Origin of the sequence: Dactylosporangium sp. McL0621 (assembly GCF_049995355.1) — a bacterium.
Classification (GTDB): domain Bacteria; phylum Actinomycetota; class Actinomycetes; order Mycobacteriales; family Micromonosporaceae; genus Dactylosporangium.
The window spans coordinates 2,881,109-2,905,675 of record NZ_CP188259.1 but is presented as its reverse complement, the minus strand read 5'-3'; the positions used below and the strand labels follow the sequence as shown (position 1 = coordinate 2,905,675).

At 73.2% G+C, this 24,567-nt stretch carries 19 protein-coding genes and 1 pseudogene; 12 read left to right on the top strand and 8 right to left on the bottom strand.

The features are described from left to right. Positions 1-50: 50 nt before the first annotated feature. Positions 51-138: pseudogene (locus tag ACPPVO_RS13595) on the top strand (transposase); the annotation flags it as partial. A 385-nt stretch (positions 139-523) separates the two neighbouring features. Here the strand turns inward: ACPPVO_RS13595 and ACPPVO_RS13590 are convergent. Beyond that, positions 524-1,153 (bottom strand): alpha-ketoglutarate-dependent dioxygenase AlkB, encoded by a 630-nt coding sequence (locus ACPPVO_RS13590; protein ID WP_426511560.1) that lies wholly within the window; start codon positions 1,151-1,153, stop codon positions 524-526. Between the two features lie 76 nt (positions 1,154-1,229). On the opposite strand from ACPPVO_RS13590, the gene ACPPVO_RS13585 reads away from it, so the two are divergent. The 3 genes from ACPPVO_RS13585 to ACPPVO_RS13575 all read left to right on the top strand — a co-directional run bounded on the left by ACPPVO_RS13585 (position 1,230) and on the right by ACPPVO_RS13575 (position 3,490). Continuing rightward, a complete protein-coding gene (locus ACPPVO_RS13585; RefSeq protein WP_426511559.1) occupies positions 1,230-2,423 on the top strand; it encodes a cytochrome P450 in 1,194 nt (397 codons plus the stop codon). 115 nt (positions 2,424-2,538) lie between these two features. Then, a complete protein-coding gene (locus tag ACPPVO_RS13580; RefSeq protein ID WP_426511558.1) occupies positions 2,539-2,895 on the top strand; it encodes an STAS domain-containing protein in 357 nt (118 codons plus the stop codon). Between the two features lie 43 nt (positions 2,896-2,938). Then, positions 2,939-3,490 (top strand): hypothetical protein, encoded by a 552-nt coding sequence (locus ACPPVO_RS13575; RefSeq protein WP_426511557.1) that lies wholly within the window; start codon positions 2,939-2,941, stop codon positions 3,488-3,490. On the opposite strand, the gene ACPPVO_RS13570 is transcribed toward ACPPVO_RS13575, so the two are convergent. Beyond that, positions 3,466-4,863 carry a PLP-dependent aminotransferase family protein gene (locus ACPPVO_RS13570; protein ID WP_426511556.1) on the bottom strand — a complete coding sequence of 466 codons (1,398 nt, stop codon included), beginning with the start codon at positions 4,861-4,863 and terminating at the stop codon, positions 3,466-3,468. The genes ACPPVO_RS13575 and ACPPVO_RS13570 overlap by 25 nt on opposite strands. On the opposite strand from ACPPVO_RS13570, the gene ACPPVO_RS13565 reads away from it, so the two are divergent. Beyond that, positions 4,862-5,788 (top strand): DMT family transporter, encoded by a 927-nt coding sequence (locus ACPPVO_RS13565; RefSeq protein ID WP_426511555.1) that lies wholly within the window; start codon positions 4,862-4,864, stop codon positions 5,786-5,788. The genes ACPPVO_RS13570 and ACPPVO_RS13565 overlap by 2 nt on opposite strands. An 18-nt stretch (positions 5,789-5,806) precedes the next feature. After that, positions 5,807-6,619 (top strand): MerR family transcriptional regulator, encoded by an 813-nt coding sequence (locus ACPPVO_RS13560; protein ID WP_426511554.1) that lies wholly within the window; start codon positions 5,807-5,809, stop codon positions 6,617-6,619. 16 nt (positions 6,620-6,635) lie between these two features. Here ACPPVO_RS13560 and ACPPVO_RS13555 read toward each other — a convergent pair whose 3' ends face one another. Then, on the bottom strand, positions 6,636-7,937 hold the full coding sequence (locus ACPPVO_RS13555) for an ROK family protein (protein WP_426511553.1): 1,302 nt from the start codon (positions 7,935-7,937) through the stop codon (positions 6,636-6,638). A 721-nt stretch (positions 7,938-8,658) separates the two neighbouring features. On the opposite strand from ACPPVO_RS13555, the gene ACPPVO_RS13550 reads away from it, so the two are divergent. Continuing rightward, positions 8,659-12,957 (top strand): discoidin domain-containing protein, encoded by a 4,299-nt coding sequence (locus ACPPVO_RS13550; protein WP_426511552.1) that lies wholly within the window; start codon positions 8,659-8,661, stop codon positions 12,955-12,957. Here the strand turns inward: ACPPVO_RS13550 and ACPPVO_RS13545 are convergent. Beyond that, entirely contained in the window at positions 12,947-13,897 is a 951-nt protein-coding gene (locus ACPPVO_RS13545) for a GlxA family transcriptional regulator (protein ID WP_426511551.1), read from the bottom strand. The two genes, ACPPVO_RS13550 and ACPPVO_RS13545, sit on opposite strands and share 11 nt — an antisense overlap. Then, on the bottom strand, positions 13,894-14,481 hold the full coding sequence (locus tag ACPPVO_RS13540; RefSeq protein WP_426511550.1) for a cysteine hydrolase family protein: 588 nt from the start codon (positions 14,479-14,481) through the stop codon (positions 13,894-13,896). Before ACPPVO_RS13540 ends, ACPPVO_RS13545 begins: the two co-directional genes overlap by 4 nt. Positions 14,482-14,618: 137 nt before the next feature. Between ACPPVO_RS13540 and ACPPVO_RS13535 the strand changes: the two genes are divergently transcribed. Both ACPPVO_RS13535 and ACPPVO_RS13530 read left to right on the top strand, forming a co-directional pair. Continuing rightward, the gene (locus tag ACPPVO_RS13535) at positions 14,619-15,407 is read left to right on the top strand and encodes a class I SAM-dependent methyltransferase (RefSeq protein WP_426511549.1); all 789 of its coding nucleotides are present in this window, start codon (positions 14,619-14,621) and stop codon (positions 15,405-15,407) included. A gap of 357 nt (positions 15,408-15,764) precedes the next feature. Further along, positions 15,765-16,592, top strand: coding sequence for a histidinol-phosphatase HisJ family protein (locus tag ACPPVO_RS13530; RefSeq protein WP_426511548.1), 828 nt, complete (start codon positions 15,765-15,767; stop codon positions 16,590-16,592). Between the two features lies 1 nt (position 16,593). On the opposite strand, the gene ACPPVO_RS13525 is transcribed toward ACPPVO_RS13530, so the two are convergent. Next, complete coding sequence (locus ACPPVO_RS13525; protein ID WP_426511547.1) at positions 16,594-17,703, bottom strand: lytic polysaccharide monooxygenase auxiliary activity family 9 protein; 1,110 nt, start codon at positions 17,701-17,703, stop codon at positions 16,594-16,596. A 204-nt stretch (positions 17,704-17,907) separates the two neighbouring features. On the opposite strand from ACPPVO_RS13525, the gene ACPPVO_RS13520 reads away from it, so the two are divergent. Together ACPPVO_RS13520 and ACPPVO_RS13515 are read left to right on the top strand one after the other, a co-directional pair. Next, positions 17,908-18,810 carry a hypothetical protein gene (locus tag ACPPVO_RS13520; protein WP_426511546.1) on the top strand — a complete coding sequence of 301 codons (903 nt, stop codon included), beginning with the start codon at positions 17,908-17,910 and terminating at the stop codon, positions 18,808-18,810. Next, positions 18,807-19,544, top strand: coding sequence for a PhzF family phenazine biosynthesis protein (locus tag ACPPVO_RS13515; RefSeq protein WP_426511545.1), 738 nt, complete (start codon positions 18,807-18,809; stop codon positions 19,542-19,544). The genes ACPPVO_RS13520 and ACPPVO_RS13515 overlap by 4 nt, the downstream gene beginning before the upstream one ends. 51 nt (positions 19,545-19,595) lie before the next feature. Here ACPPVO_RS13515 and ACPPVO_RS13510 read toward each other — a convergent pair whose 3' ends face one another. Then, positions 19,596-20,183, bottom strand: a complete 588-nt coding sequence (locus ACPPVO_RS13510) for a TetR/AcrR family transcriptional regulator (protein ID WP_426511544.1) — start codon at positions 20,181-20,183, stop codon at positions 19,596-19,598. A gap of 47 nt (positions 20,184-20,230) precedes the next feature. Between ACPPVO_RS13510 and ACPPVO_RS13505 the strand changes: the two genes are divergently transcribed. Next, positions 20,231-20,992 (top strand): class I SAM-dependent methyltransferase, encoded by a 762-nt coding sequence (locus ACPPVO_RS13505; RefSeq protein ID WP_426511543.1) that lies wholly within the window; start codon positions 20,231-20,233, stop codon positions 20,990-20,992. A gap of 8 nt (positions 20,993-21,000) precedes the next feature. On the opposite strand, the gene cobN is transcribed toward ACPPVO_RS13505, so the two are convergent. Next, entirely contained in the window at positions 21,001-24,549 is a 3,549-nt protein-coding gene (gene cobN / locus ACPPVO_RS13500; RefSeq protein ID WP_426511542.1) for a cobaltochelatase subunit CobN, read from the bottom strand. Positions 24,550-24,567: the final 18 nt, after the last annotated feature.

Sequence of the window (24,567 nt, the reverse complement as noted above, 5' to 3'; positions counted from 1 at the left end):
TCGTCCTGGTGAGTTGACCGACGCAGCTGCGCGGTCGAGGGCGGTGGCGTGATCACCAGCAGGTCATCAATGGGATTTTGTGGAAGCTGCGTACCGGTGCGCCGTGGCGGGATGTGCCGGAGCGGTATGGGCCGTGGAAGACCTGCCACGAACGGTTGCGACGGTGGACGGCCGACGGGTCGTGGGCGCAGGTCCTGGCTGCGGCGCAGGTGCATGACAATGGTCAGCCGGTCGAATGGACGATCAGCCTGGATTCCTCGGTGGTGCGGGCGCATCAGCATGCGGCTGGCGCCCGCAAAAAGGGGGATCCGCAACGTCGTGGAACGCTGCTTCAGCCGGTTCAGACATTGGCTTGATCTGGGCAGCCGCTACGCCAAACGCGCCGCGATCTACCAGGCCGGTCTGCAACTCATCGCCGCCCTCACGCGGCTGCCATGATCGGCAGGACAGGCCCTGGTCCGCGCAAAGCGCACCGAGAAACACATTCCCCCCGGCCCCCCGGCCCCGGAAGAGCATTTGACCCTCAAGCAACCCCAGCCGGCCGGAACTGCACCGACACCCGCGGCCCCACGACCCGCGCCGTCTTCGGCACGCAGTGCTCCCACGTCCGCTGGCACGACCCGCCCATCACCACCAGATCCCCGTGCCCGAGCGGGAACCGGACGCTGTCCCCGCCCCCGCGCGGCCGCAGCAGCAGTGACCGCGGCGACCCGAACGACACGATCGCCACCATGGTGTCGAAGCGCGCCCCGCGGCCGATCGTGTCCCCGTGCCAGGCGACGCTGTCGCGGCCGTCGCGGTAGAGGCACATGCCCGCGGTCATGAAGGGCTCGCCGAGCTCCTCCACGTAGTGCGCCGTGAGCCGGCGCCGGGCCTCGGTCAGCAGCGGGTGCGGCAGGGTCTCCTCGGCCGGGTACCACCGCAGCAGGCGCGGCACGTCGACCACGTCGTCGTACATCTTGCGGCGCTCGGCCCGCCACTCCACGTCGTGCACCAGCGTCTGCAGGATCGCGTCGGACCCCAGCACCCAGCCGGGCAGGTGATCGACCCACGCGCCCCGGCTCAGGTGATGGCGGGTGACCTGCCCGGTCAGCGACCCGAGGGAAGGCCCGGCGACGTCGAACATCGAGGGCTGGTATGCGAGGTCAATCATGGCTCCGAGTCTACCGGAGTTCGAACACTCGTACGAGCCCATCCCGCTGGAGGGGGACAGGCTTTACAGTATGTCGATGCAGTCGTCACGCAAGGTCGATCGCGGCGATGCCGGGGGCTCGTGCCCGGTCGCGCGGGGCGATGACGGGGTCTGGCACGTCAGCGGGCACGCCGCCGGGCGGGCGGTGCTGCGCAGCGCCGACACCGTTCAGGCGGGGCTGGGCGTCGAGACGGTCGAGAAGCTGCCGCCGAAGATTCGCCGGCCCGTGCTCTATCGGGACGGGGCCGAGCACCGGGAGTACCGTCGCCAAACCGCCCGGTTCTTCACCCCGCGCCGCGTCGACGAGCACTACCGCGGGCTCATGGTCGAGATCGCCGAACGGCAGCTGGCCGTCCTGCGCCGCGACGGCGAGGCCGAGCTGTCCACGCTGAGCTTCCGGCTCGCCATCGACGTGGCCGCCGCGGTGATCGGCCTGACCGAGAGCCGCCCCGGCATCGACGGGCGCCTCGAGCGCTTCTTCCCGGAGAAGTTCGGCCGCCCGGGGTTCACGAGCCTGACCGGCCTGCGCTGGTTCCTGCGCCAGAACGTGCAGTTCCTCGGCATCTACCTCAAGGACGTGCGCCCCGCGATCCGCCCGCGCCGCCGGGAGCGCCGCGACGACCTGATCTCGCACCTGCTCGACGAGGGCTGCCGCGACGGCGAGATCCTGGGCGAGGTGATCACGTTCGCGGCCGCGGGCATGGTCACCACCCGGGAGTTCATCAATCTGGCCGCCTGGCACCTCTTCACGGACGAAGAGCTGCGGCTTCGGTACCGCGAAAGCCTCGAACCCGACCGCATCGCCATCCTGCACGAGCTGCTGCGCCTGGAGCCGGTCGTCGGCAACCTGAAGCGCCGCACCACGGCCGAGATCACCGTGCCCGACGGCGACACCACCGCGACGATCCCGGCCGGCGCGCTCGTCGACGTCGCCGTGCACGCCGCGAACCTCGACCCCGGGGCGGTCGGCCCGGACCCGGGCGCCGTGCGCCCGGCCCGCCCGGTCGCGACCGGCGTGGCGCCGGCCGTGCTCTCCTTCGGCGACGGCCCGCACCGCTGCCCCGGCGCGCACGTCGCCATCCAGGAGTCCGACATCTTCCTCACCCGCCTGTTCGCGCTGCCGGGCCTGCGCATGACGAGCCCGCCGCGGGTGGCCATGAAGCCGGACATCAGCGCGTACGAGCTGCGGGGCCTGCGCGTGGCCGCCGATCCCGATGTCGTTCGGTACTGAACGAATAGCCCTTCGTGACGCTCCGGGGTGACGCGGCGGGCGAATGCCCGTATCGTGAGAGCGGCTCGGATGTTGGAAGGTGTTGAGCCCGATGAGTCCCGCCGATCGTTTCGCCGTGTTCCCCGAATTCAACGTCACCGTCGAGCCGCTGCCCAACCAGGCGCTGCGGGTCCGCGTCGCCGGCGAGGTCACCCTGGAGAACGTGGGCGAACTGCGCTCGGTGCTCTTCCGCGCGGTGGACGATGTCCGCGCCCGCGCCGTCGAGGTGGACCTGAGCCTGGTGACCTTCATCGACTCGACAGGCATCGGCAAGCTCGTCAGCGCGCGCGCCCACGCCGTCACGAACAACAGCGACCTGTGGATCGTCAACCCCAGCCCGGGCGTCCGCCGCGTCCTGAGCCTGCTGGGCCTCCTGGAGATCCTGAGCACCCCGACCGGCACGAGCGGCTGGGCCCCGCCCAAGTCGGCCTGAGCGCCGGCCGCCGGGCGTGCGGCCGTAGGGCACAATGCCACGCGTGTTTGTCGTACGCGCGGATGCCGGGCCGCGCCGGCGGCGGTACCGCCGGATGGTCACCCTCATGGCCGTGGGGTACGCGCTGCTGGCGGCGCTCTTCGGCGTGCAGATGGGCCTCATCGCGCACCAGCTCGACGACCTGCTCGCCGCGCTCGTGCCCGGGGCCGTCGCCGGGCTGCTCGGGTTCATGTTCGGCTCGCTGCTGCTGGTCGGCGGGGCCCTGAAGCGGCTGCGCGCGGCCGCGGGGCTCGGCCGGATCATGACCGTCCAGGCGGACGGGCTCTGGATCGACGCCGTCGACGTCTTCCTGCCGTGGGAGATCGTCGGGCAGGTCCGCCGGCGGCCCTGGCTGCGGCACGAGATCCTCATGGTCACCGTCCGGCCGGGCACCGCGCCGGACCACCCCGGCGCCTACGGGCTCGGCGACGACCCGAAGCTGTGGCGCGCGTTCAACGACACCGGCGTGGCGATCGGCCTGCGGGACATCGTCCCGGACAAGGAGCGGGTGTACGCCGAGATCGCCCGGTATCACGCCGTGGAGCGCAGCGCCTGAGCGAGCCGGTGCACGCCCTCGTCGAGCAGGGCCGGCGGGGCGGCGGCGAAGGTGAGGCGCAGGTGCGGCGCGTCCGGCTCGGCGGCGTACCAGGGCCGGCCCGGGAAGACGACCACGTGCAGCGCGGCCGCGGCCGTCGTCACCGCGACGTCGTCGGTGCCGTCGGGCAGGCGGAGCCAGGCGTGCAGGCCTCCCCGCGGTACCGATGGCGGATCCAACGCCGGCAGGTGACGCCGGACCGCGTCGAGGAGGGCGTCGCGGCGCGTGCGCAGGGCCGCCCGCAGTGCGCGAAGGTGTCGCGGCCACGCCGGTGAGGTCACGAAGTCGAGGGCGGCCTGCTGCAGGGGGCCGGTGACGAAGAAGTCGTCGAGCACGCGGGCGGCGCGCAGCCGGGCGCCGGCCGGGCCCCGGGCGCCGATCGCGGCCACCCGCAGCCCCGGCGCGGCCGACTTCGTGAGCGAGCGCAGGTACACCACATGGCCGTCCCGGTCGTCGGCGACCAGCGGCGGCGGGGCGTCGGCGTCGATGGCGAGGTCGCGCGCGTAGTCGTCCTCGAGCAGGAACGCGCCCGCGGCCCGCATCTCGGCGAGCACCGCCGCGCGGCGCCCGGGCACGAGCGTGGCGCCGTGCGGGTTGGCGAACAGCGGCTGGCAGTAGAACAGCCGGGCGCCGGTGCGGCGCAGCGCGGCGGCGAGCAGGTCGGGGCGCACCCCGGCGTCATCGGCCGGCACCGGCACGACGCGCAGCCCGGCGGCGCGGGCGGCGGCGAGCGCGCCGAGGTACGTGGGCGACTCCACCAGTACCGTGTCGCCCGGCGCGGCCAGGGCGCGGAACGCGGTCGACAGCGCCGCCTGCCCGCCCGGGCAGATGACGAGGTCCTCGGCGCGCAGGGCCCCGCCGGCGGCCCGCGCGAACCAGGCGCGCAGGTCCTCCCGCCCCTCGACCGGCCCGCGCTGCCAGCTCGCCGGCTGCCGGGCCGCCCGCACGAGCGCGGCGCCGAGGGCGCCGAGGGGCTGCAGGTCCTCGTCGAGGTACCCGCTGGACAGCGCGATCGCCCCGGGCCGCGGCACGGCCAGCAGCGCCTGCAGCGCGTCCTCGCCGGCCGGCCGCGGCCCGAGCGCGATCGACTGCCACGACAGGTCGGACGCGGGCTTGGCCGCGGCGCGCGCGGCGACGAACGTGCCCCGCCCCGGCTGCGTGTCGAGCACGCCCTCGGCCGCGAGGGCCCGGATCGCCCGGGTGACGGTGATCGGCGACGCCTGGTGCCGGGCGGTGAGCTCCCGCACCGTCGGCAGCCGCGTTCCCGGGGCCGCGGCGCCCGCCACGGCCCGGAGATCTTGGATAACGCGACCGGCTGCGTTATCGTCATTCATGAGAAGCAAGGATAGCGTTACTCGCTCGGACGCGATAACGGGGGCCGCCCTCGGCGCGCTGGGCGTCCTCGCGTTCAGCATGTCGCTGCCGGCCACCCGGGTCGCCGTCGAGCACCTCGACCCGTGGTTCGTCGCGTTCGGCCGGGCCGTCGGCGCGGGCCTGCTGGCCGTGGCGTACCTCGCGGCCGTGCGCGCCCCCCGCCCGACCGCGGCCCAGTGGCGCCGCCTCGCCGTCGTCGCGCTCGGCGTCGTGGCCGGCTTCCCGATGTTCACGTCGCTGGCCCTGCAGACGAGCACGGCCGCGCACGGCGCCGTCGTCGTCGCCCTGCTGCCCGCCGTGACCGCCGGCCTCGCGGTGCTGCGCGCCCGGGAGCGCCCGACGCCGGCGTTCTGGCTCGCGGGCGCGGCCGGCCTGCTCGCCGTGCTCGTCTTCCTGGCCCTCAGCGGCGCCGTCTCGGGCGCGCCCGGCCCCGCGGACCTGTTCCTGCTCGCCGCGATCGCGCTGTGCGGCCTCGGGTACGCCGAGGGCGGCGCCCTGGCCCGCGAGCTCGGCGGCGCCCGCACGATCTGCTGGGCGCTCGTGCTCGCCCTGCCGGCCACGGTCGCCATCACCGCCGTCGCCGCGCTGCGCCACCCGCCGCACGCCCCGGCCGCCGGGTGGGCGGGCTTCGGGTACCTCACCGTGATCTCGATGTTCCTGGGGTTCTTCGCGTGGTATGCCGGCCTCGCCCGCGGCGGCGTGGCGCGGGTCGGGCAGGTCCAGCTGGCCCAGCCGGTGCTCACCCTCGCGTGGTCGGCGTGGCTGCTGCACGAGCACGTCCCGCCGGTCGCGGTGGCCGCCGCCGTCCTGGTCCTCGGGTGCGTCGCGCTGACCCAGCGCCTGCGGTTCGAGAAGCCGAAGGCGGTTGACCCTCACCCGGCGTGAGGGGGGATCGTGGGAGGCGTGGAGCTGCTCAGCATCGGGGACTTCGCGCGGCGAACCGGCCTGTCCCAGCGGGCCCTGCGCCTCTACGACGAGATGGGCCTGCTGCGCCCGGAGCGGGTCGACGCCCACTCCGGCTACCGCTGGTACGGCCCGGACCAGGCCGCCCGCGCCCGGCTCATCGTGGCCCTGCGCCAGCTCGGCGTGCCCCTGCCCGAGGTGGCGGCGATGGCCGACGCCGAGCCGGCGCGGGCGGCGCGCCGGGTCGCGGAGCACTGGGCCCGCGCCGAGTTCGAGCACCACGGCCGCCGGGTGCTGGCCGGGTACCTGGTCGACGAGCTCGAGGGCCGCGCGGCGCCGCGCTTCGACGTGCGGGTGCGCACGGTACCCGAGCGGCGGCTGCTGACCCTGCGCCGGCACGTGACCCCCGAGGAGCTCGTCCTCGTGGGCCGCGACCTGCTCATCACCCGCATGCGCGAGGCCGGCGTGCCCCGCCCGGCGAACGAGCTCGAGGCCCCGTTCGTGATCTACCACGGCCTGGTGACGGCCGACAGCGACGGCCCGGTCGAGTGGTGCCGCCCGCTGCGGCCCGACGACGCCGAGGGGGTGGCCGCGCGCTTCCCCGACCTCGGGCTGCGCACCGAGCCGGAGCACGAGGAGGCGTACGTCCACCGGCCCACGGCCGAGACCGACCCCGAGGCCTGGCTGGTGATGGAGGCCCTGGCCGCGTGGGCGGTCCAGCACGCGAGGTCGGCGTCGGGGCCGGTGCGGGTCAGCATCCGGCCCGGCCCCACCCGCTCCGCGGACATCTCGATCCCGCTACAGGCCCGCTGACCTCGCGGCGCGCGGGCTACGGGCCGGCCAGCAGCAGGGGGCGCTGCGCGTGGTCCGGCTGGGGCCGGGTGCCCAGCGCCACCGCCGTCGGGTCCTCGATCATCCGCTCCACCACCACGCCCGCTCCGCCGCGCGCGGCGGCCGTGAACCCCAGATGCGACGCCACGAAGTTGCATCTCGCGGCGGTCGAGGCCACGGCCAGCCTCGCCAGGTTGGCCTGGGCCGACGGGATCAGGTGGTCGGCGAGCTCGGCGAAGTAGCCGCCCAGGACGATGACGCGCGGGTTGAAGAGGTTCACCAGGATGGCGCCGCCGTGGCCGAGCCAGCGGCCCACCTCCTCCACGGCCTCCGTCGCGGCCTCGTCGCCCCGCTGCAGGCGGTGGCTGATCTCCGCGATGCGCTCCTGGGGGTCCGGGATCGGGCCGTCCTTCAGGCCGTAGGCGGCGTCCGGGGTGGCCTTGCGGACGAGCTGGGCCAGGCCCACCTTGGTCTCCCAGCAACCGACCCGGCCACAACCGCAGGGTGCGCCGCCCGGCTCCACCGGCAGGTGGCCCACCTCGCCCGAGAAGCCGTCGGCGCCGCGCAGCAGGCGGCCGTTCACGATCACGCCGCCGCCCACGCCGACCTCGCCCGTCAAATAGACCAGGTCGTCGGTGCCGGCCGCCACGCCCCAGGTGTACTCGGCCAGGGCGGCCAGGTTCGCATCGTTGTCCACGCCGATCCAGAGGCCCGGGGCCAGGCCGTGCGCCAGCCTCGTCGCCACCGGGACGTCGCGCCAGCCCAGGTTCGGGGCCAGGACGACCACGCCGCGGGCGACGTCGACCAGGCCTGGTACCGCCACCGTCAGACCCACCGGCGTCACGCCCCGGCGCACCAGCTCGGCCACGGAGCGGCGCGCCGCCTCGGTCAGGTCCTCGAGGCAGCGCTCCACGTCGCGGTGCATGGCGTCGAAGCTCACGCGCTTCTCGATCACCGTGCGGCCGGTCAGGTCGGCGCCGTGGACGGCCAGGTAGTCCACGTTGATCTCGATGCCGATCGCGCCGACGTCGGGGCTCAGGGCGATGCCGCGCCCGGGGCGGCCGGCCCCGCCCGAGTGCTCGGCGCCGATCTCACGGACCAGGCGCCGGGTCAGCAGCTCGTCCACCAGGCTCGACACGGTCGCCTTGTGCAGGCCCGTCGCGGCGGCGATCGCGGCCCGCGAGCGCGGGCCGTTCGTGCGGATGTGGCGCAGGGTCCTGGTCAGGTTGGTGCGGCGCAGGGCCAGCTGGTCGGTGGGCTCCTCCGCGGATCCGGCGCCCGCGCGTTCCTTGCTCACCATTGTTCTCACCCCTGCGGCCGCGGCGCGTACGGGCCGAGGCGGCCGGGACGCGCCCACTCAGTGACTACGGACATGGCGGACCGGCGGCCGGATGCGCCGCGTGGGTCGCGGGCGTCCGTCGCGTGTGGCCTCAGCGGCGCGGTGCTCGTGGGTCCGGTGCGGCGGCCTTGCCGAGGGGCCGCGGCGACCGGGAGCCACCGCATCGATGCGGCTCATTCGTCGGTCCGTCCGACGAATCAACCACGAAACATCCCGGCTGCACCAGGCCTACGGGCAACGAATCAGGCACGTTTCGAAACTCGGCGGGACAGGGGCAACCAGCCGCGCATATTCCAACGCGTCAATCAAACGGGATGGCACACAACCGAAGAACCGTTGACTTGCCGGTAGCTTGTCTGCAACATTTGGCGCAACGTAGTGCAAGATTCCTACAAGCGCTCGTCAGACTTACGCTACTCTCCGCAACTCGATCGCAGCCGGCACCGCCAACCCGATGCGACCGTCCCACCACCCCGCCTACGGAGAGGGTTGCCGTGCTGCGCATCCACACACCCTGAACGAAGCACGTCCCGACCGACTGAACCTCTGTGGCCGCCGCCGCACCCGGACCGCCGACAGCGCACCGCCAATCCCGCCCGCGGGAAGCGCCCGTCCCGCCCAGCGCGCCGCCACCGCACTGAACACACCCCGTTCGGACGCATTGAGACGACGAAGGATCCCGATGAGCAGAAGGCTCGTGACGCGGAGGGTGCTCGCGGCGTTCGCCGTGGCCACCCTTGTCGCCGTGACGGCGCAGACGCTGCCGGCGCAGGCCGCCGGTGGCCCCAATCTCGCCAGTGGCCGGCCCGCCACCTCCAGCAGCACCAACGGCCAGAACGGCATCGGCAACATCAACGACGGCAACCAGGGCACCTACTGGGAGAGCGCCAACAACGCCTGGCCGCAGTGGGCCCAGATCGACCTGGGCAGCGCCAAGAGCATCGACCAGATCAAGCTGAAGCTGCCCAACGACTCCGCCTGGGCGACGCGCACCGAGACGCTGACGGTGACCGGCAGCAACGACGGGACCAGCTTCTCCACGATCGTCGGCTCGGCCGGGTACATCTTCAACCCCGCGAGCCAGAACACGGTCACGATCGGCTTCAACGCCACGACCACGCGGTACGTGCGGCTGAACTTCTCGGCCAACACGGGCTGGGCCGCCGCCCAGATCTCCGAGTTCGAGATCTACGGCGTGTCCACCGCCGGCAGCAACCTGGCCGCGGGCAAGACCTTCACGGCCAGCACGCAGAACGCGCAGTACGTGCCCGGCAACGGCGGCGACTCCAACCAGGACACCTACTGGGAGAGCTCCGGCGCCCTGCCGCAGTGGCTGCAGGTCGACCTCGGCTCCGCGGTGCCGGTCAGCTCCGTGGTACTGAAGCTGCCCGCCGCCTGGGGCGCGCGCACCGAGACCCTCGCCGTGCAGGGCAGCACCACCGGCAGCACGTTCTCGGACATCGTGGCGTCGAACTCGTACAACTTCGCTCCCACCGCCGCGAACACCGTGACCATCCCGTTCACCCAGACGACGACCCGGTACGTGCGGGTCAGCATCTCGGCGAACACCGGCTGGGCGGCCGCGCAGCTGTCCGAGCTGGAGGTGTACGGGCCGACGACCGGTGACACCCAGGCGCCGACCGCCCCGGGGAGCCTCGCGTACACGATCCCGGGCAGCGGCCTGATCAAGCTGACCTGGAACGCGTCGACGGACAACAGCGGCTCGATCGCCGGGTACGACGTCTACGCCGACGGCGCGCTGCGCACCAGCGTCGCCGGCAACGTGCTGACGTACACGGACAGCCAGCCCGACAGCGCGACCGTGAGCTACTACGTGAAGGCCCGCGACGCCGCCGGCAACCAGTCGGCCAACTCGAACACGGTGACCCGCACGGGTACCACTCCGGACACCCAGGCGCCGACCGCGCCCGGGAGCCTCGCCTACACCCAGCCGGGCAGCGGCCAGATCAAGCTCACCTGGACCGCGTCGACCGACAACAGCGGCTCCATCGCCGGCTACGACGTGTACGCGAACAACTCGCTGCGCGGGTCGGTCGCCGGCAACGTGCTGACCTACACGGACAGCCAGCCCGACACCGCGACCGTCAGCTACTACGTCAAGGCCCGCGACGCCGCCGGCAACGCCTCCGCGGCCAGCAACACGGTCACCCGCACCGGCACCGGCACCCCGCCGCCGGGGACCAACGTGGCGCTGGGCAAGACGATGGAGGCCAGCGGCTCGGTCTTCACGTTCGTGCCGGCCAACGCCAACGACAACAGCGTCACCACCTACTGGGAGGGCGCGGCCGGCTACCCGGCGACGCTCACCGTGAAGCTCGGCGCCAACCACGACATCAGCAAGATCACGCTGAAGCTCGACCCGAGCTCGGCGTGGGGCACGCGGACCCAGAACGTCCAGGTCCTCGGTCGTGACCAGGGCTCGTCGACCTACACCAGCCTGGTGTCGGCGGCGAACTACACCTGGAACCCGGCGAGCGGCAACTCGGTCGACATCACCGTCAGCGCCCGGGTCGCCGACGTCCGGCTGCAGTTCAACTCCAACACCGGCGCCCCGTCGGGCCAGATCGCGGAGTTCCAGGTCTTCGGTACCCCGGCCCCGAATCCGGACCTGCAGATCACCGGCATCAGCCAGTCCCCGGCCGCGCCCGTCGAGACGGACTCGGTGAACCTGACCGCCACGGTGAAGAACAACGGCTCGGCCGCCTCCGGCGCGACGAACGTCAACTTCTACCTCGGTACCGCCCAGGGCACCGTCCTGGCCGGCACCGCGACCGTGACCGGCCTCGCCGCCGGTGCGCAGGGCACGTTCGCCGCGAACATCGGGCCGCGCACCGCGGGCACGTACACGGTGAGCGCGAAGGTCGACGAGGGCAACACGGTCATCGAGACCGACGAGACCAACAACTCGTTCACCAGCGGCTCGAACCTCGTGGTGCAGCCGGTGCAGTCCTCGGACCTCGTCGCCGCCCCGGTGGCCTGGTCGCCGTCGAACCCGTCGGCGGGCAACACGGTCACCTTCACCGTCGTGATCAAGAACCAGGGCACCCAGGCCAGCGGCTCGGGTGCGCACGGGGTCACGCTGACGCTCAAGGACGCCACCGGGGCCACGGTGAAGACGCTGACCGGGTCGTACACCGGGACGCTCGCCGCCGGCGCCAGTTCCCCGGTCGTCAGCCTGGGCACGTGGACCGCGGTCAACGGCAAGTACACGGTGCACACCGTGCTCGCCAACGACACCAACGAGCTGGCGGTCAAGCAGGCCAACAACACCAGCGACAACCCGCTGTTCGTCGGGCGGGGCGCGAACATGCCCTACGACATGTACGAGGCCGAGGACGGCACGGTCGGCGGCGGCGCGCAGGTCGTCGGGCCGAACCGCACCATCGGCGACCTCGCCGGCGAGGCGTCGGGCCGCAAGGCGGTGACGCTGAACTCGACCGGGTCGTCCGTGCAGTGGACCACGCGGCAGAGCACCAACACGGTGGTCGTGCGGTTCTCGATCCCGGACGGCACCACGTCGTCGATAAACGTGTACGTCAACGGCTCCTTCGCCAAGGCGATCCAGCTGACGTCGAAGTACACCTGGCTCTACGGCAACGAGGCGTCGCCGACCAACTCCCCGGGCACCGGCCCGCGGCACATCTACGACGAGGCAAACGTCCTGCTCGACAGCACCGTGAACGCCGGCAGCACCATCAAGCTGCAGAAGGACGCGGCCAACGGCGGCAACATCGCGGTCGACTTCATCAACACCGAGCAGGTCGCCCCGATCGCCAACCCGAACCCGGCCACGTACATCACCCCGGCCGGCTTCACCCAGCAGGACGTGCAGAACGCCTTCAACACGGCGACGCAGAGCAGCACGGCGGTCGGCGTCTACCTCCCGGCGGGCACCTACGTCACCACCGGGAAGTTCGACATCAACAGCAAGGCGATCCAGGTCGTCGGGGCCGGGCCGTGGTACACGAAGTTCACCACGCCGCAGGACCAGCAGAACACCGATGCGGGCTTCCGGGTCCAGACCTCGGCGAACGGCTCCACGTTCAAGAACCTGGCCTTCTTCGGCAACTACGTCGAGCGCATCGACGGCCCCGGCAAGGTGTGGGGCGAGCTGAAGGACAACCAGAACCTGACGATCGACAACGTCTGGGTGGAGCACACCGTCTGCATGTACTGGGGCGTGCACAACAGCGGCATCAACATCTCCAACAGCCGCATCCGGGACACCTTCGCCGACGGCATCAACTTCACGAACGACACGACGAACACCCACCTGAACAACATCGACGCCCGCAGCACGGGTGACGACTCGTTCGCGCTGTTCTCCGCGATCGACAGCGGCGGCTCGGTGGGCAACCACGACAACCTGTGGGAGAACCTGTCCGCGACCCTCACCTGGCGCGCGGCCGGCTTCGCGGTCTACGGCGGGTACAGCAACACGTTCCGCAACATGTACATCGCGGACATGCTGACGTACTCGGGCATCACGATCAGCTCGCTGGACTTCGGCTACCCGTTCGTCGGCTTCGGCACGCAGCCCACGACGATCCAGAACGTGTCGCTCGTCCGCGACGGCGGGCACTTCTGGGGTCAGCAGGCGTTCGGCGCGATCTGGGCGTTCTCGGCCTCGAAGGAGTTCCGCGGAATCCGGGTGTCCGATGTGGACATCGTGGACCCGACGTACTCCGGCATCATGTTCCAGACGAAGTACAAGGACCCGAACACGCCCGAGTTCACGTTCACGGACACCATCTTCACGAACATCACCATCAGCGGCGCGAAGCGCAGTGGTGACGCGTTCGACGCGAAGTCCGGGATCGGCATCTGGGCGAACGAGCTGCCCGAGCCCGGGCAGGGCCCGGCGCGCGGGTCGGTCACGTTCAACCACCTGACGTTCTCGGACAACGCCGAGAACATCAGGAACACGACGACCACGTTCACGCTGACGATCAACCCGTAGTACTCCGCTCGAGGGAACGGCCGCCGGGGCTCCCGGCGGCCGTTCTCGCTCTCAGCCGCCGCAGCATGCGCGCGTCCTCGAAGCCGGCCGAGCGGGCCGCGGCGTCGACCGTCGCGCCGTGGCCGATCAGGTGCTCGGCGCGCTCGAGGCGCAGCAGCTGCTGGTACCGCAGCGGGGTCAGCCCGGTCGCGTCGCCGAACGCGCGGGTCAGGGTCCGCTCGCTCACCCCGGCCGCGGCGGCGAGGTCGCGCAGCGGCAGGCGCTCGGTGAAGCGGTCGTCGATGACATCCTGCGCCCGGTGGACGACGTCGCTCACGTGGTCGCGGTGGCGCAGCATCGCGCTGTGCTGGGGCGCGTCGCCGTTGCGGCGGGCGTAGACGACCATCTCGCGGGCCACCTGGGCCGCCACCGCCGGGCCGTGGCGGGTCGCCACCAGGTGCAGGGCCAGGTCGATGCCGCTGGCGATGCCGGCCGAGGTGACGACCCGCTCGTCGACGACGTAGAGCACGTCGCGCACCACGCGGGCCCGCGGGTAGCGCTCCGCGAGGTGCTCCTGCAGCCCGTGGTGGGTGGTGCAGCGGCGCCCGTCGAGCAGGCCGGCCTGGCCGAGCGCGTCGGCGCCGGCGCAGACGCTCGCGACCGTTCCGCCGTGGGCGTGGTGGCGGGCGATCCGGTCGCGGGTCGATCCGGTCAGCAGGCCGTTGCGGCCGAACTCGGCCCCGCGCCAGCCCGGGACCAGCACGAGGTCGTCGCGGCCCAGCTCCGGCCACCGGGTCCGGGCGCGCAGCGGGAGGCCCTGCGCGGTGGGCACCTCCTCCCGCTCGGCCACGTAGTGCAGCTCGTAGCCGAGGCCGAGGTCGCGCACGGTGGAGAACACCTGTGCGGGGCCGGCCAGGTCGAGCAGGTGCACCTGCGGCACGAGCAGGAAGACGATCCTCACCTGGCGAGGACCTCCTTGACGGTGGCGATGGTGGCGAAGCGGCCGGCCAGAGCATATTCCGTGCGCGCGATGACGTCCGCGGTCGACAGCGTGCGCGGGCTGGCGAGGATCTCCTCGTAGGGGCGGCCGCTCTCGTCGCGGTGGGCGATCGGGAAGGTGGCGGTCGCCTCGGTGACGAAGGTGACGTCGTAGCCGAGGTCGCCGGCGACGCGGGTGGTGGTCTCGCAGCACTGCTCGGTCTGGATGCCGGTGACGATCAGGTGCCGGATGCCCTCGGCGGTGAGCAGCTGCTGCAGGCCGGTCGTGGTGAATGCGTTCGCGCTGGTCTTGACGAGCTGGGGCTCGCCGGCGCGGGGCTCGAGGCCGTCGAGGTGGCGGATGAGGTCGTGGCCGGCCGCGGGGTCGAACACGCCGCCGGTGCCCGGCTCGCTGTGCAGGACCCACACGACGAGGTCGCCGCGCTCCCGGGCGTCGGCGATGAGCGGGGCCACGGTGGCCGCGATGTCCGGGTTCGACACGGCCGCCCAGCTGGGCCGCTGCCGGAAGGACTCCTGGATGTCGATGACGAGCAAAGCACTTCGCATGGCCTCGATCGTGCGCCTCCCAGGCCGGGCCCGCCAGGCCCGTCCCGGACTCCCACCGGACCGATCCGGTCATCCTGCCGTTCATATAATGGGACGCCGGTTCCGAATCCTGGGAAGCAAATACTAACGTCTGGGACATGCCTTCCAACGTGTACACCCACGGGCACCACGAGTCGGTGCTGCGCTCCCACCGCTGGCGCACCGCCGAGAACTCCGCCGCCTACCTGCTGCCGGTCCTCCTCGGCAAGATGTACGTGCTCGACGTCGGCGCCGGTCCGGCCACCATCACGCGGGACCTCGCCGGGCGCGTCGCGCGGGTCACCGCGCTGGAGGTCACCGAGGAGGCCGTCGCGGTGGCCCGGGAGGGGCTCGCCGGGGTGGACAACGCCGAGGTGGTGCTGGGCGACGTGCACGCGCTGCCGTTCCCCGACGACACGTTCTGCGTGGTGCACGCCCACCAGGTGTTGCAGCACGTGGCCGACCCCGTGCTGGCGCTGCGGGAGATGCGCCGCGTGTGCAAGCCCGGCGGCTACGTGGCCGTGCGCGACAGCGACTACAAGGCGTTCGCGTGGTATCCGCAGCTGCCCGAGCTCGACGACTGGATGGCCCTGTACCAGCGGATGGCCCGCGCCAACGGCGGCGAGCCCGACGCCGGGCGGCGGCTGCTGGCCTGGGCCCGCGAGGCCGGGTTCGCCGACGTGACCGCCACGTCGAGCACCTGGTGCTTCGCCGACGAGCAGGACCGCTCGTGGTGGGGCGGCATGTGGGCCGACCGCGTGCGGCAGTCGGCGATGGCCCGGCAGGCGCTGGCGGCGGGGGTACCGCAGGAGGAGCTCGACCGGCTCTCCGCGGGCTGGCGGCAGTGGGCCGGCGACCCGGACGGCTGGCTGTCGGTGCTGCACGGCGAGATCCTGGCCCGCCCGTAAGCTGGAAGCGTGAGCGGTCCGGAGCGAAGCGGAGGGGCCGCTCACCATGGGCACAGTTCTGTCGCGCCGGCACCGGAGCGAAGCGGAGGTGACGGCGTGAGCGGTCCGGAGCGAAGCGGAGGGGCCGCTCACCATGGGCACAGTTCTGTCGCGCCGGCACCGGAGCGAAGCGGAGGTGACGGCGTGAGCGGTCCGGAGCGAAGCGGAGGGGCCGCTCACCATGGGCACAGTTCTGTCGCGCCGGCACCGGAGCGAAGCGGAGGTGACGGCGTGAGCGGTCCGGAGCGAAGCGGAGGGGCCGCTCACCATGGGCACAGTTCTGTCGCGCCGGCACCGGAGCGAAGCGGAGGTGACGGCGTGAGCCTGCCCGCCGATCTGCATACCCACTCCGAGTTCTCCTGGGACACCCGGACCGGCGACATGGAGGGCTCGTGCGCGCGGGCGGTCGAGCTCGGGCTGCCCGCGATCGCGTTCACGGAGCACACCGACTTCGTGTCGTGGACGGTCGAGGCGGACCGGGTGCCCGAGCGGTGGACCCCGCACATGGCCGACGCCACGCACCTGGCGCCGCCGCCGCTGGACGTCGACGGTTACCTCGCGGCGATCGACCGGTGCCGCGCGAAGTACCCCGGGCTGCGCATCATCACCGGCGTCGAGCTCGGCGAGCCGCACTGGTTCGCCGGGCCGGCCGCCGCGCTGCTCGCCCGCGCGCCGTTCGAGCGGGTGATCGGGTCGCTGCACTCGGTGCGCGTGGACGGGCTGGACCGGCTCGTCGAGGACGAGTACGCGACCCGGCCCGTCCGCGAGGTGCTGCGCGACTACTTCGCCGAGACCGCGCGCATGCTGGAGTCGTTCGGCGACTTCTCGACGCTGACGCACCTGGACTACCCGGTGCGGTACGTGCCCGCCGGATACGTGTTCCGCATCGAGGACCACGAGGACGAGGTGCGGCCGATGCTCAAGACCCTCGCCGGGCAGTCCCGCGCCCTGGAGGTCAACACCCGCCGCACCCTGGAGCCGACCCTGCTGCGCTGGTGGCGCGAGGCCGGCGGCGCCGCCGTGAGCTTCGGCAGCGACGCACACCGGCCCGACGCGGTGGCGGCCGGGTTCGCCGACGCCGCCGCCCTCGCGGAGGCGTCAGGCTTCCGCCCCGGCCGTCACCCGTACGACCACTGGATCCGCTGACCTACTGCGCCGAGCAGGTAAGCGCCGGCGCGTTGTTCGTGCCGTTCCAGCTGCCGTTGAACCCGAAGCTCGTGCTCTGCCCCGCGCTCAGCCGGCCGTTGTAGCCGGCGTTCACCGCGGTGACCGTGGAGCCGCTCGATGTCAGCGTCGCGTTCCAGTAGCTGCTCACGGTCTGGCCGTTGGCGAAGGTCATCTTCACCGTCCAGGAGCTGATCCCCGCCGAGCCGGCGGTGACCGTCACGTTGGCCCCGAAGCCGCCGGCCCACTCCGACGTCTTCGCGTACGACGCCGAGCAGCCGCCCGGCACCGGCGAGCCCGGGTTGGACGGCGAGGTGCTCGCCGACCGCGACGGCGACGAGCTCACCGACCGTGACGGCGACGCGCTGGCCGACGGCGACCGGGACGCGGACGCCGACGGCGTCGGCGAGCCCGTGCTCCCGCCCTGGCCGGTGAAGATCACGTCGCTGCACAGGTAGTACGACTGGTCCAGGTGACTGGCCTGCCAGATGGTGTAGATGACGTGCCGGCCGGTGCGGGTGCCGGCGTCGACCTCGGCCTGGTACTGCGGGGCGGGCGCATACCGGGCGGTGCGCTGGATGAGCTCCAGGCTGTTCCAGGTCAGCGGCTGCGTGGCCGGGTCGAAGCCCTGCTTGGTGATGTAGATGAGCAGGTAGTCCGCGCCGTGCTGGGCCTGGTCGGTCAGCGTGAGCGTGAACTTGTTCGGCTTCGTGGCGGCGATCCACGGCCCGACCGTGTCCAGGGAGGCGTAGAAGCCGTTCTGGGTACGGCCGCCGCTGCACAGCTGCCCGTCGGGGATGGCGGCCTGGTGGTTGCCGGCGACGCCCTCGCGGTAGAGGCCGTTCCAGTTCCACATCGTGTTGGGGTTGGCCTGCCAGGCCTGGGCGCACATCGGGTCGGTGTCGGCCATGTGCGGGTTCTGGAAGTCGGAGCCCCAGCGGGCCCAGCAGCCGTAGTTGCGGGACGGCGGGTCAGTGAGCGATCCGTGCGCGGCGGCCGGTTGGGGCCGTTCGAGCACGGTCAGGCCCAGGGCGGCGGTGACCACGACGAGGGCCCCGACCGCGATGCGCCGGGCGGTCGATGAAAGTTGCATCGGTACTCCTCGGGGGTGCGCAGCCGCCGACGCGCATCCGAGCGCGGCGGCGACGCGGCTGACATACGGACGGTCGATGTCAACGCGCGCGGCTCCCGCCGGGCAGAGTAGCCGGTTAAAAGTAGAATGTGAATATCTCGACGGGACGGTACAGTCGCGCGGCGCCTTGACCTTGTCGCGGGGTAAAGCCGCAGTCTGGGGCGCATGGTTCCCTACATCGGCTCCGGCCCGTACTGCTACGCCAACTCCCTCGCCATGGTGCTCGGCCCCGGGGCGCCGGCGCCGGCCGTGATCGAGGTGCTCACCGGCTCGCCGTTCGGCTTCTGCCTGCTCGGTGACCGGCTGCCGCTGTTCGACCCGTACGGCTGGGACCCCGACCTCGGGCTCGACGACGCCATCGGGCGCCTGGGCTGGACCTGCTCGCGCCGCGGCGCCGACGGCCCGGCCGCGGCGCTCGAGCTGCTGCGCACGGCGCTGGAGGCCGGGCCCGCGCTCGCCGGGCCGATGGAGATGGGTCTCTTCCGGCACCAGCCCGGCATGACCGCCCCGATCGAGGCGGACCACTTCGTCGCGGTGCTGGCGGCCGACGACGAGCGGGTGCGCTTCCACGACCCGCACGGGCACCCCTTCGCGACCCTGCCCACCGGTGCGTTCCTCGCGGCTTGGAGGGGCGAGACGATCGCGTACCGCAGCACGGAGTACACCATCCGCTTCGGCTTCTCGCGCGACCGCGAGGTCTCCCCGGAAGGCGCGCTGCGGGAGGCCCGGCCGGCGTTCGCGGCGTGGCTGCGCGGCCGCGCGGACCTGGCCCCGCCGCCGGGGACCGTGGGCGGCGCCGAGGCCGTGCACCGGCTGGCCGACCGCGTGGGCGCGGGGCTGCCGGACGATGTGCTCGGGTTCCTGACGTGGTTCGCCGTGCGCGTGGGCGCCCGGCGTCTGGCCGACGCGGCGGCGTGGCACACCGACGAGGCCGCCGAGATCCTGGAAAATCAGGCGATGCTGGTCGGTGAGCTGCAGTACGCCCTCGTCAACGACGACCGCGCCGGCGCGGAGCGGACCCTGCGCGCGCTCGCGCCCACGTACGAGCGGCTGGCCGGTGCGCTGTGACGGCGGTGATCGTGCACGCGTGCCTGCGGGACGGCCACGGCGGCAGCCCGACGACTGTCGTGGTCGACGAGGACGTCCCGCCGGCGGCCGCCCCCGGGACGTCGCACACCGTCTGGGTCGGGGCCGGCCCGGCGCTGCGCTTCTTCACCGCGACCGGCGAGCTGCCCGCGTGCGGCCACGGCACCGTCGCGGCCCTCGCGGTCCTCGGCCCCGGCGAGTACACCCTGCGGGCCGGGGGCCGGACCTTCGGCGGGCGGGCGTGGGCCGACGGCGAGCTGGTGGCCGCCGCGTTCGACCCCGGACCGGTCACCCTGCGCGAGCCGGGCCCGGCCGAGGTCGCCCCGGTGCTGGCCGCGCTCGGCGTCGGCCCGGGACCGGCGGTCGTCGCCTCGGTCGGGCGCGCGCGGCTGCTGGTGCCGGTGGCCACGCGCGCGGAGCTGTTCGCGCTCGCCCCGGACCGGGCCGCCCTGCGCGCGGCCACCGACGCTGCCGGGCTGCTCGGCTGCTACGTGTACTGCGAGCCGGCGAGCGACGGGCGCGCCGCCGCCCGGATGTTCGCGCCCTCCATCGGGGTGCCCGAGGACATCGCCAACGCCAACAGCACCGCGTGCCTCGCCGCGGCCCGGCGGGGGTCCGTGACCGTCGACATGGGCGACGCGCTCGGCGAGCCGGCCACCATCACGGCCACCTTCGACAACGGCCGCATCGAGGTCGGCGGAGCCTGCCGGACCTAGCCGGCCGGCGAGGACGATCGCCGCATCGAGGTCGGCGCCTGCCGGACCTGGTCAGCCGGCGGCGAGGTCGAGCACACCGCGCACCGCCCGCTCCACCGCCGCGCGCGTCGGGGGCGGGCCCGTCCGGTCGGCGAAGAGCAGGTGCGCGGAGCCGATCAGCATCCCGGCCAGGCCCTGGACGTCCGGGCCCGGCGCGACGCGGCCCCGGTCGCGCTCCGCCTCCAGGTAGTCGGCGAGCATGCGGGCCGCCTCGGTCAGCACCGGCACGCCGGCCGGCCAGGTCTCGCGCAGCCGGGCCCGCAGCTCGTCGCGGAACGTCACCAGCGCCACGATCGCCACCGCGACCGAGCCGAACACGGCCACCAGTGCGTCGGTGACGTTGCCGGCCACGGTCCCGGTGCCCGCCGCCGAGCGCAGGGCCAGGGCCTGCGGGGCCATGCGGTCCACCCGGTCGAGCACGAACGACGCCAGGAAGTCGTCGAAGTCCGCGAAGTGCTTGTGCAGCACGCCCTTCGCCACCCCGGCCTCCGTCGTGACGGCGCGGCTCGTCAGGCCGCTCGGGCCGTCGCGCAGCAGAACCCGGTCCGCGGCCTCGAAGAGCTGCTCGCGGGCGTCACGGATGGCGACCCCGGTCGGCATGCCGAACTCCCCTTGCTAAGTGGGCGCTTGCCCATTAGCGTGGGCACATGCCCACTCTACCGCACGAGCAGCGAGCGGTCGCGGAGTCCTTCGGCGCCGACGCCGAGCGCTACGACCGGGCCCGCCCGAGCTACCCCGGCGCCCTCATCGAGCGCATCGTCGCGCAGAGCCCGGGAACGTCCGTGCTCGACGTCGGCTGCGGCACCGGCATCGTCGCCCGGCAGCTGCGGGCGGCCGGGTGCACCGTGCTCGGCGTCGACCCCGACGAGCGCATGGCCGAGGTCGCGCGCCGCCAGGGCCTCGAGGTCGAGGTCGCGAAGATCGAGGAGTGGGACCCGGCCGGGCGCGTCTTCGACGCCGTCGTCGCCGGGCAGACGTGGCACTGGGTCGAGCCCGGCGCGGGCGCGGCCACCGTGGCGCGGGCGCTGCGGCCGGGCGGCCTCGTCGCCCTGTTCTGGAACGGGGTCGAGCCGCCGCCGGAGGTCGCCGAGGCCACCGCGGACGCCCTGCGGGGCCACATGCCGCTGCCGCCGCGGTTCTCGTTCGGCGGCGAGGCCTACCGCCCGCTCGCCGACCGGGCCGCCGACGGCCTGCGCGCCACGAACGCGTTCACCGACCCGGAGCCGTGGACGTTGCCGTGGGAGCGCGAGTACACCCGCGCGGACTGGCTCGAGCAGCTGTCCACGTCCGGCTTCGTCAACCGGCTGCCGCCCGCGACGCTGAGCGCGGTGCTCGCCGGCATCCGGACCCCGGACGCGTTCGTCGTGCGCTACAGCACCGTCGTCGCCGCGGCGCACAAGCGGGTCTAGGCCCTGTCCTAGGCGTCGTCCTCGAGGTCGCCCTCCGTCTGGAGGTACACCTCGCGCAGTCCGTCCAAGGTAGACGGCTCGGGGTGCTCCCACAGGCCCCGCTCGGCCGCCTCCAGCAGGCGCTCGGTGATGCCGTGCAGCGCCCACGGGTTCGACTCGGTCAGGAACTTCTGGTTGTCCGGGTCGAACACGTAGGACTCGGCCAGCTTCTCGTACATCCAGTCCGCCACGACCCCGGCGGTGGCGTCGAAGCCGAACAGGTAGTCGACCGTGGCCGCGAGCTCGAACGCCCCCTTGTACCCGTGCCGGCGCATCGCGGCGAGCCAGCGCGGGTTGACCACCCGGGCCCGGAAGACCCGCGCGGTCTCCTCGCTGAGCGTCCGGGTCCGCACGGCGTCCGGGTTCGTGCTGTCGCCGACGTACGCCGCGGGGGCCCGCCCGGTCAGGGCGCGCACGGTCGCCACCATGCCGCCGTGGTACTGGAAGTAGTCGTCGGAGTCGGCGATGTCGTGCTCGCGCGTGTCGGTGTTCTTGACCGCCACGCTGATCCGCTTGTACGCGCCCTCCATGTCGGTCCGCGCCGCGATCCCGTCGACGCCGCGGCCGTACGCGTAGCCGCCCCAGACCGCGTAGACCTCGGCGAGGTCGCGGTCGTCGCGCCAGTTCCGGCTGTCGATGAGCGGGAGGATGCCGGCCCCGTAGGCGCCGGGCTTGGAGCCGAAGACGCGCAGGGTCGCCCGCCGCTCGTCGCCGTGCTCGGCGACGTCGGCCGCGACGTGCGCCCGGACGAAGTTCACGTCGACCGGCTCGTCGGCCGCGGCGGCCAGCTGGACGGCGTCGTCCAGCAGCGCCACCACGTGCGGGAAGGCGTCGCGGAAGAAGCCGGAGATGCGCATGGTCACGTCGATGCGCGGCCGGTCCAGCTCGGCCAGGTCGATGAGCTCGAGCCGGGTGACCCGGCGCGACGCCTCGTCCCAGACCGGGCGGACGCCGAGCAGGGCGAGCGCCTCGGCGATGTCGTCGCCGGCGGTACGCATGGCGCTGGTGCCCCACATCGACAGCCCGACCGAGCGGGGCCAGTCGCCGTGGTCGGCGCGGTACCGCGCGAGCAGCGAGTCGGCCATGGCCTGCCCCGTCTCCCAGGCGAGCCGCGAAGGGACGGCCTTGGGGTCCACGGAGTAGAAGTTCCGGCCGGTCGGCAGCACGTTGATGAGCCCGCGCAGCGGCGAGCCGCTGGGGCCGGCGGGCACGTAGCCGCCGTCGAGCGCGTGCAGCACCATGGTGAGCTCGTCGGTGGTGCGCTCCAGGCGTGGCACGATCTCCTCGGCGGCGAAGCGCAGAACGCGTACAACTTCCGGATTATCGGAGATGTCGGAAAAATCGTCTGAGGACCAGTCTCGCGCCTCCATGGCCGCGACCAGCGCCCGCGCCCGTGACTCGACGTCGTCGACGGCCGCCCGGTCCACAGTGGACTCGTCGTGGCCGAGCGCCTCGCGCAGCCCGGGCAGCGCGGCGACCTGGCCGCCCCACATCTGCCGGGCCCGGAGCATGGCCAGGACGAGGTCGACGCGGGCCTCGCCGGACGGGGCCTGGCCCAGAATGTGCAGCCCGTCGCGGATCTGCACGTCCTTGACCTCGCACAGCCAGCCGTCGACGTGCAGCAGGAAGTCGTCGAACTCGGCGTCGTGCGGCCGGTCGTCCAGGCCCAGGTCGTGGTCGAGCTTGGCCGCCTGGATCAGCGTCCAGATCTGGGCCCGGATCGCCGGCAGCTTGGCCGGGTCGAGCGCGGCGATCGTGGCGTGCTCGTCGAGCAGCTGCTCCAGGCGGGCGATGTCACCGTACGAGTCGGCGCGGGCCATCGGCGGCACCAGGTGGTCCACGAGCGTGGCGTGCGCGCGGCGCTTGGCCTGGGTGCCCTCGCCCGGGTCGTTGACGAGGAACGGGTAGATGAGCGGCAGGTTGCCCAGGGCCGCGTCCGCGCCGCAGCCGGCCGACATCCCGACCGTCTTGCCCGGCAGCCACTCGAGGTTGCCGTGCTTGCCGACGTGCACGACCGCGTGGGCGCCGAACTCGTCGGCCAGCCACCGGTACGCGGCCAGGTAGTGGTGCGAGGGCGGCAGGTCGGGGTCGTGGTAGATGGCGACCGGGTTCTCGCCGAAGCCGCGCGGCGGCTGCACCATCACCACCACGTTGCCCCGCCGCAGCGCCGCGAGCACGATGGCGCCGTCGGACGGGTCGACGAACAGCTCGCCGGGCGCCGGGCCCCAGTGCCGCTCCATCCCGGCCCGGAGGCCCTCGTCCAGGCCGTTGAAGAACGAGACATAGGCCGAAGCCGGAATGCGGACCGGGTTGCCCTGCAGCTGCTCCTCGGTGAGCCAGTTGACGTCCTGCCCACCGGCCGCGATGAGCTCGTGGATGAGCGCGTCGCCGTCGGACGGGAAGCCCTCCCCGAGGTCGTACCCGCGCTCCCGCAGCGCCGCGAGCAGCCGCACCACGCTGGCGGGCGTGTCGAGGCCGACGGCGTTGCCGATCCGGGAGTGCTTCGTCGGGTACGCGCTGAGCATCACGACGATCCGCTTGTCCGCGTTGGCCAGGTGCCGCAGCCGCGCGTGGGCCGCGGCGATCCCGGCCACCCGCCCCGCCCGCTCCGGGTCGGCGACGTAGACGGTCAGGCCGTCCTCGTCGACCTCCTTGAACGAGAACGGCACCGTGATGAGCCGCCCGTCGAACTCCGGGATGGCGACCTGGGTCGCGGTGTCCAGCGGCGACAGCCCGTCGTCGTTGCCGTCCCACGTCTCGCGGCTGCTGGTCAGGCACAGCCCCTGCAGGATCGGCACGTCGAGCGCGGCGAGCGCGCCGACGTCCCAGGCCTCGTCCTCGCCGCCGGCCTGGGCGTCGGCCGGGCGGGTGCCGCCGGCCGCGAGCACGGTCACGACGAGCGCGTCGGCCCGGCGCAGGGTGTCGAGCAGCTCGGGCGGGGCGGTGCGCAGCGAGGCGGCGAAGACCGGCAGCGGGCGGGCCCCCTCGGCCTCCAGCGCGGTGCACAGGCCCTCGACGAACGCGGTGTTGCCGGCGACGTGGTGGGCCCGGTAGTAGATGACGGCCACGGTCGGCCCGTCGACCGGCGCGGCCGTGCGCTCCAGCACGCCCCACACGGGCGTCTCGACCGGGGCGGCGAAGCCGTGGCCGGTGAGCAGGACCGTGTCGGAGAGGAAGCGGTGCAGCTCGGCGAGGTTGGCCGGGCCGCCGAAGGCCAGGTAGGCGTGGGCCTGCGCGGCGAGGCCGGCCGGCACCGTGGAGTGGCTCATGAGCTCGGCGTCGGGGGCCTGCTCGCCGCCGAGGATCACCACCGGGAGCCCGGTGGCGAGCAGCGTGTCGAGGCCGTCCTGCCAGTCGCGGTACGCCCCCAGGAACCGCACCACGATCAGCTCGGCGCCCGCGGCCAGCCCGGGCAGGTCGTCCACGGTGGTCCGCGAAGGGTTGGCCAGGCGCCACCCGGCGCCGCTGGCCCGCGCGCTGAGCAGGTCGGTGTCGGACGTCGACAGCAGCAGGATCACGCCGGTCCTCCCTCGGGG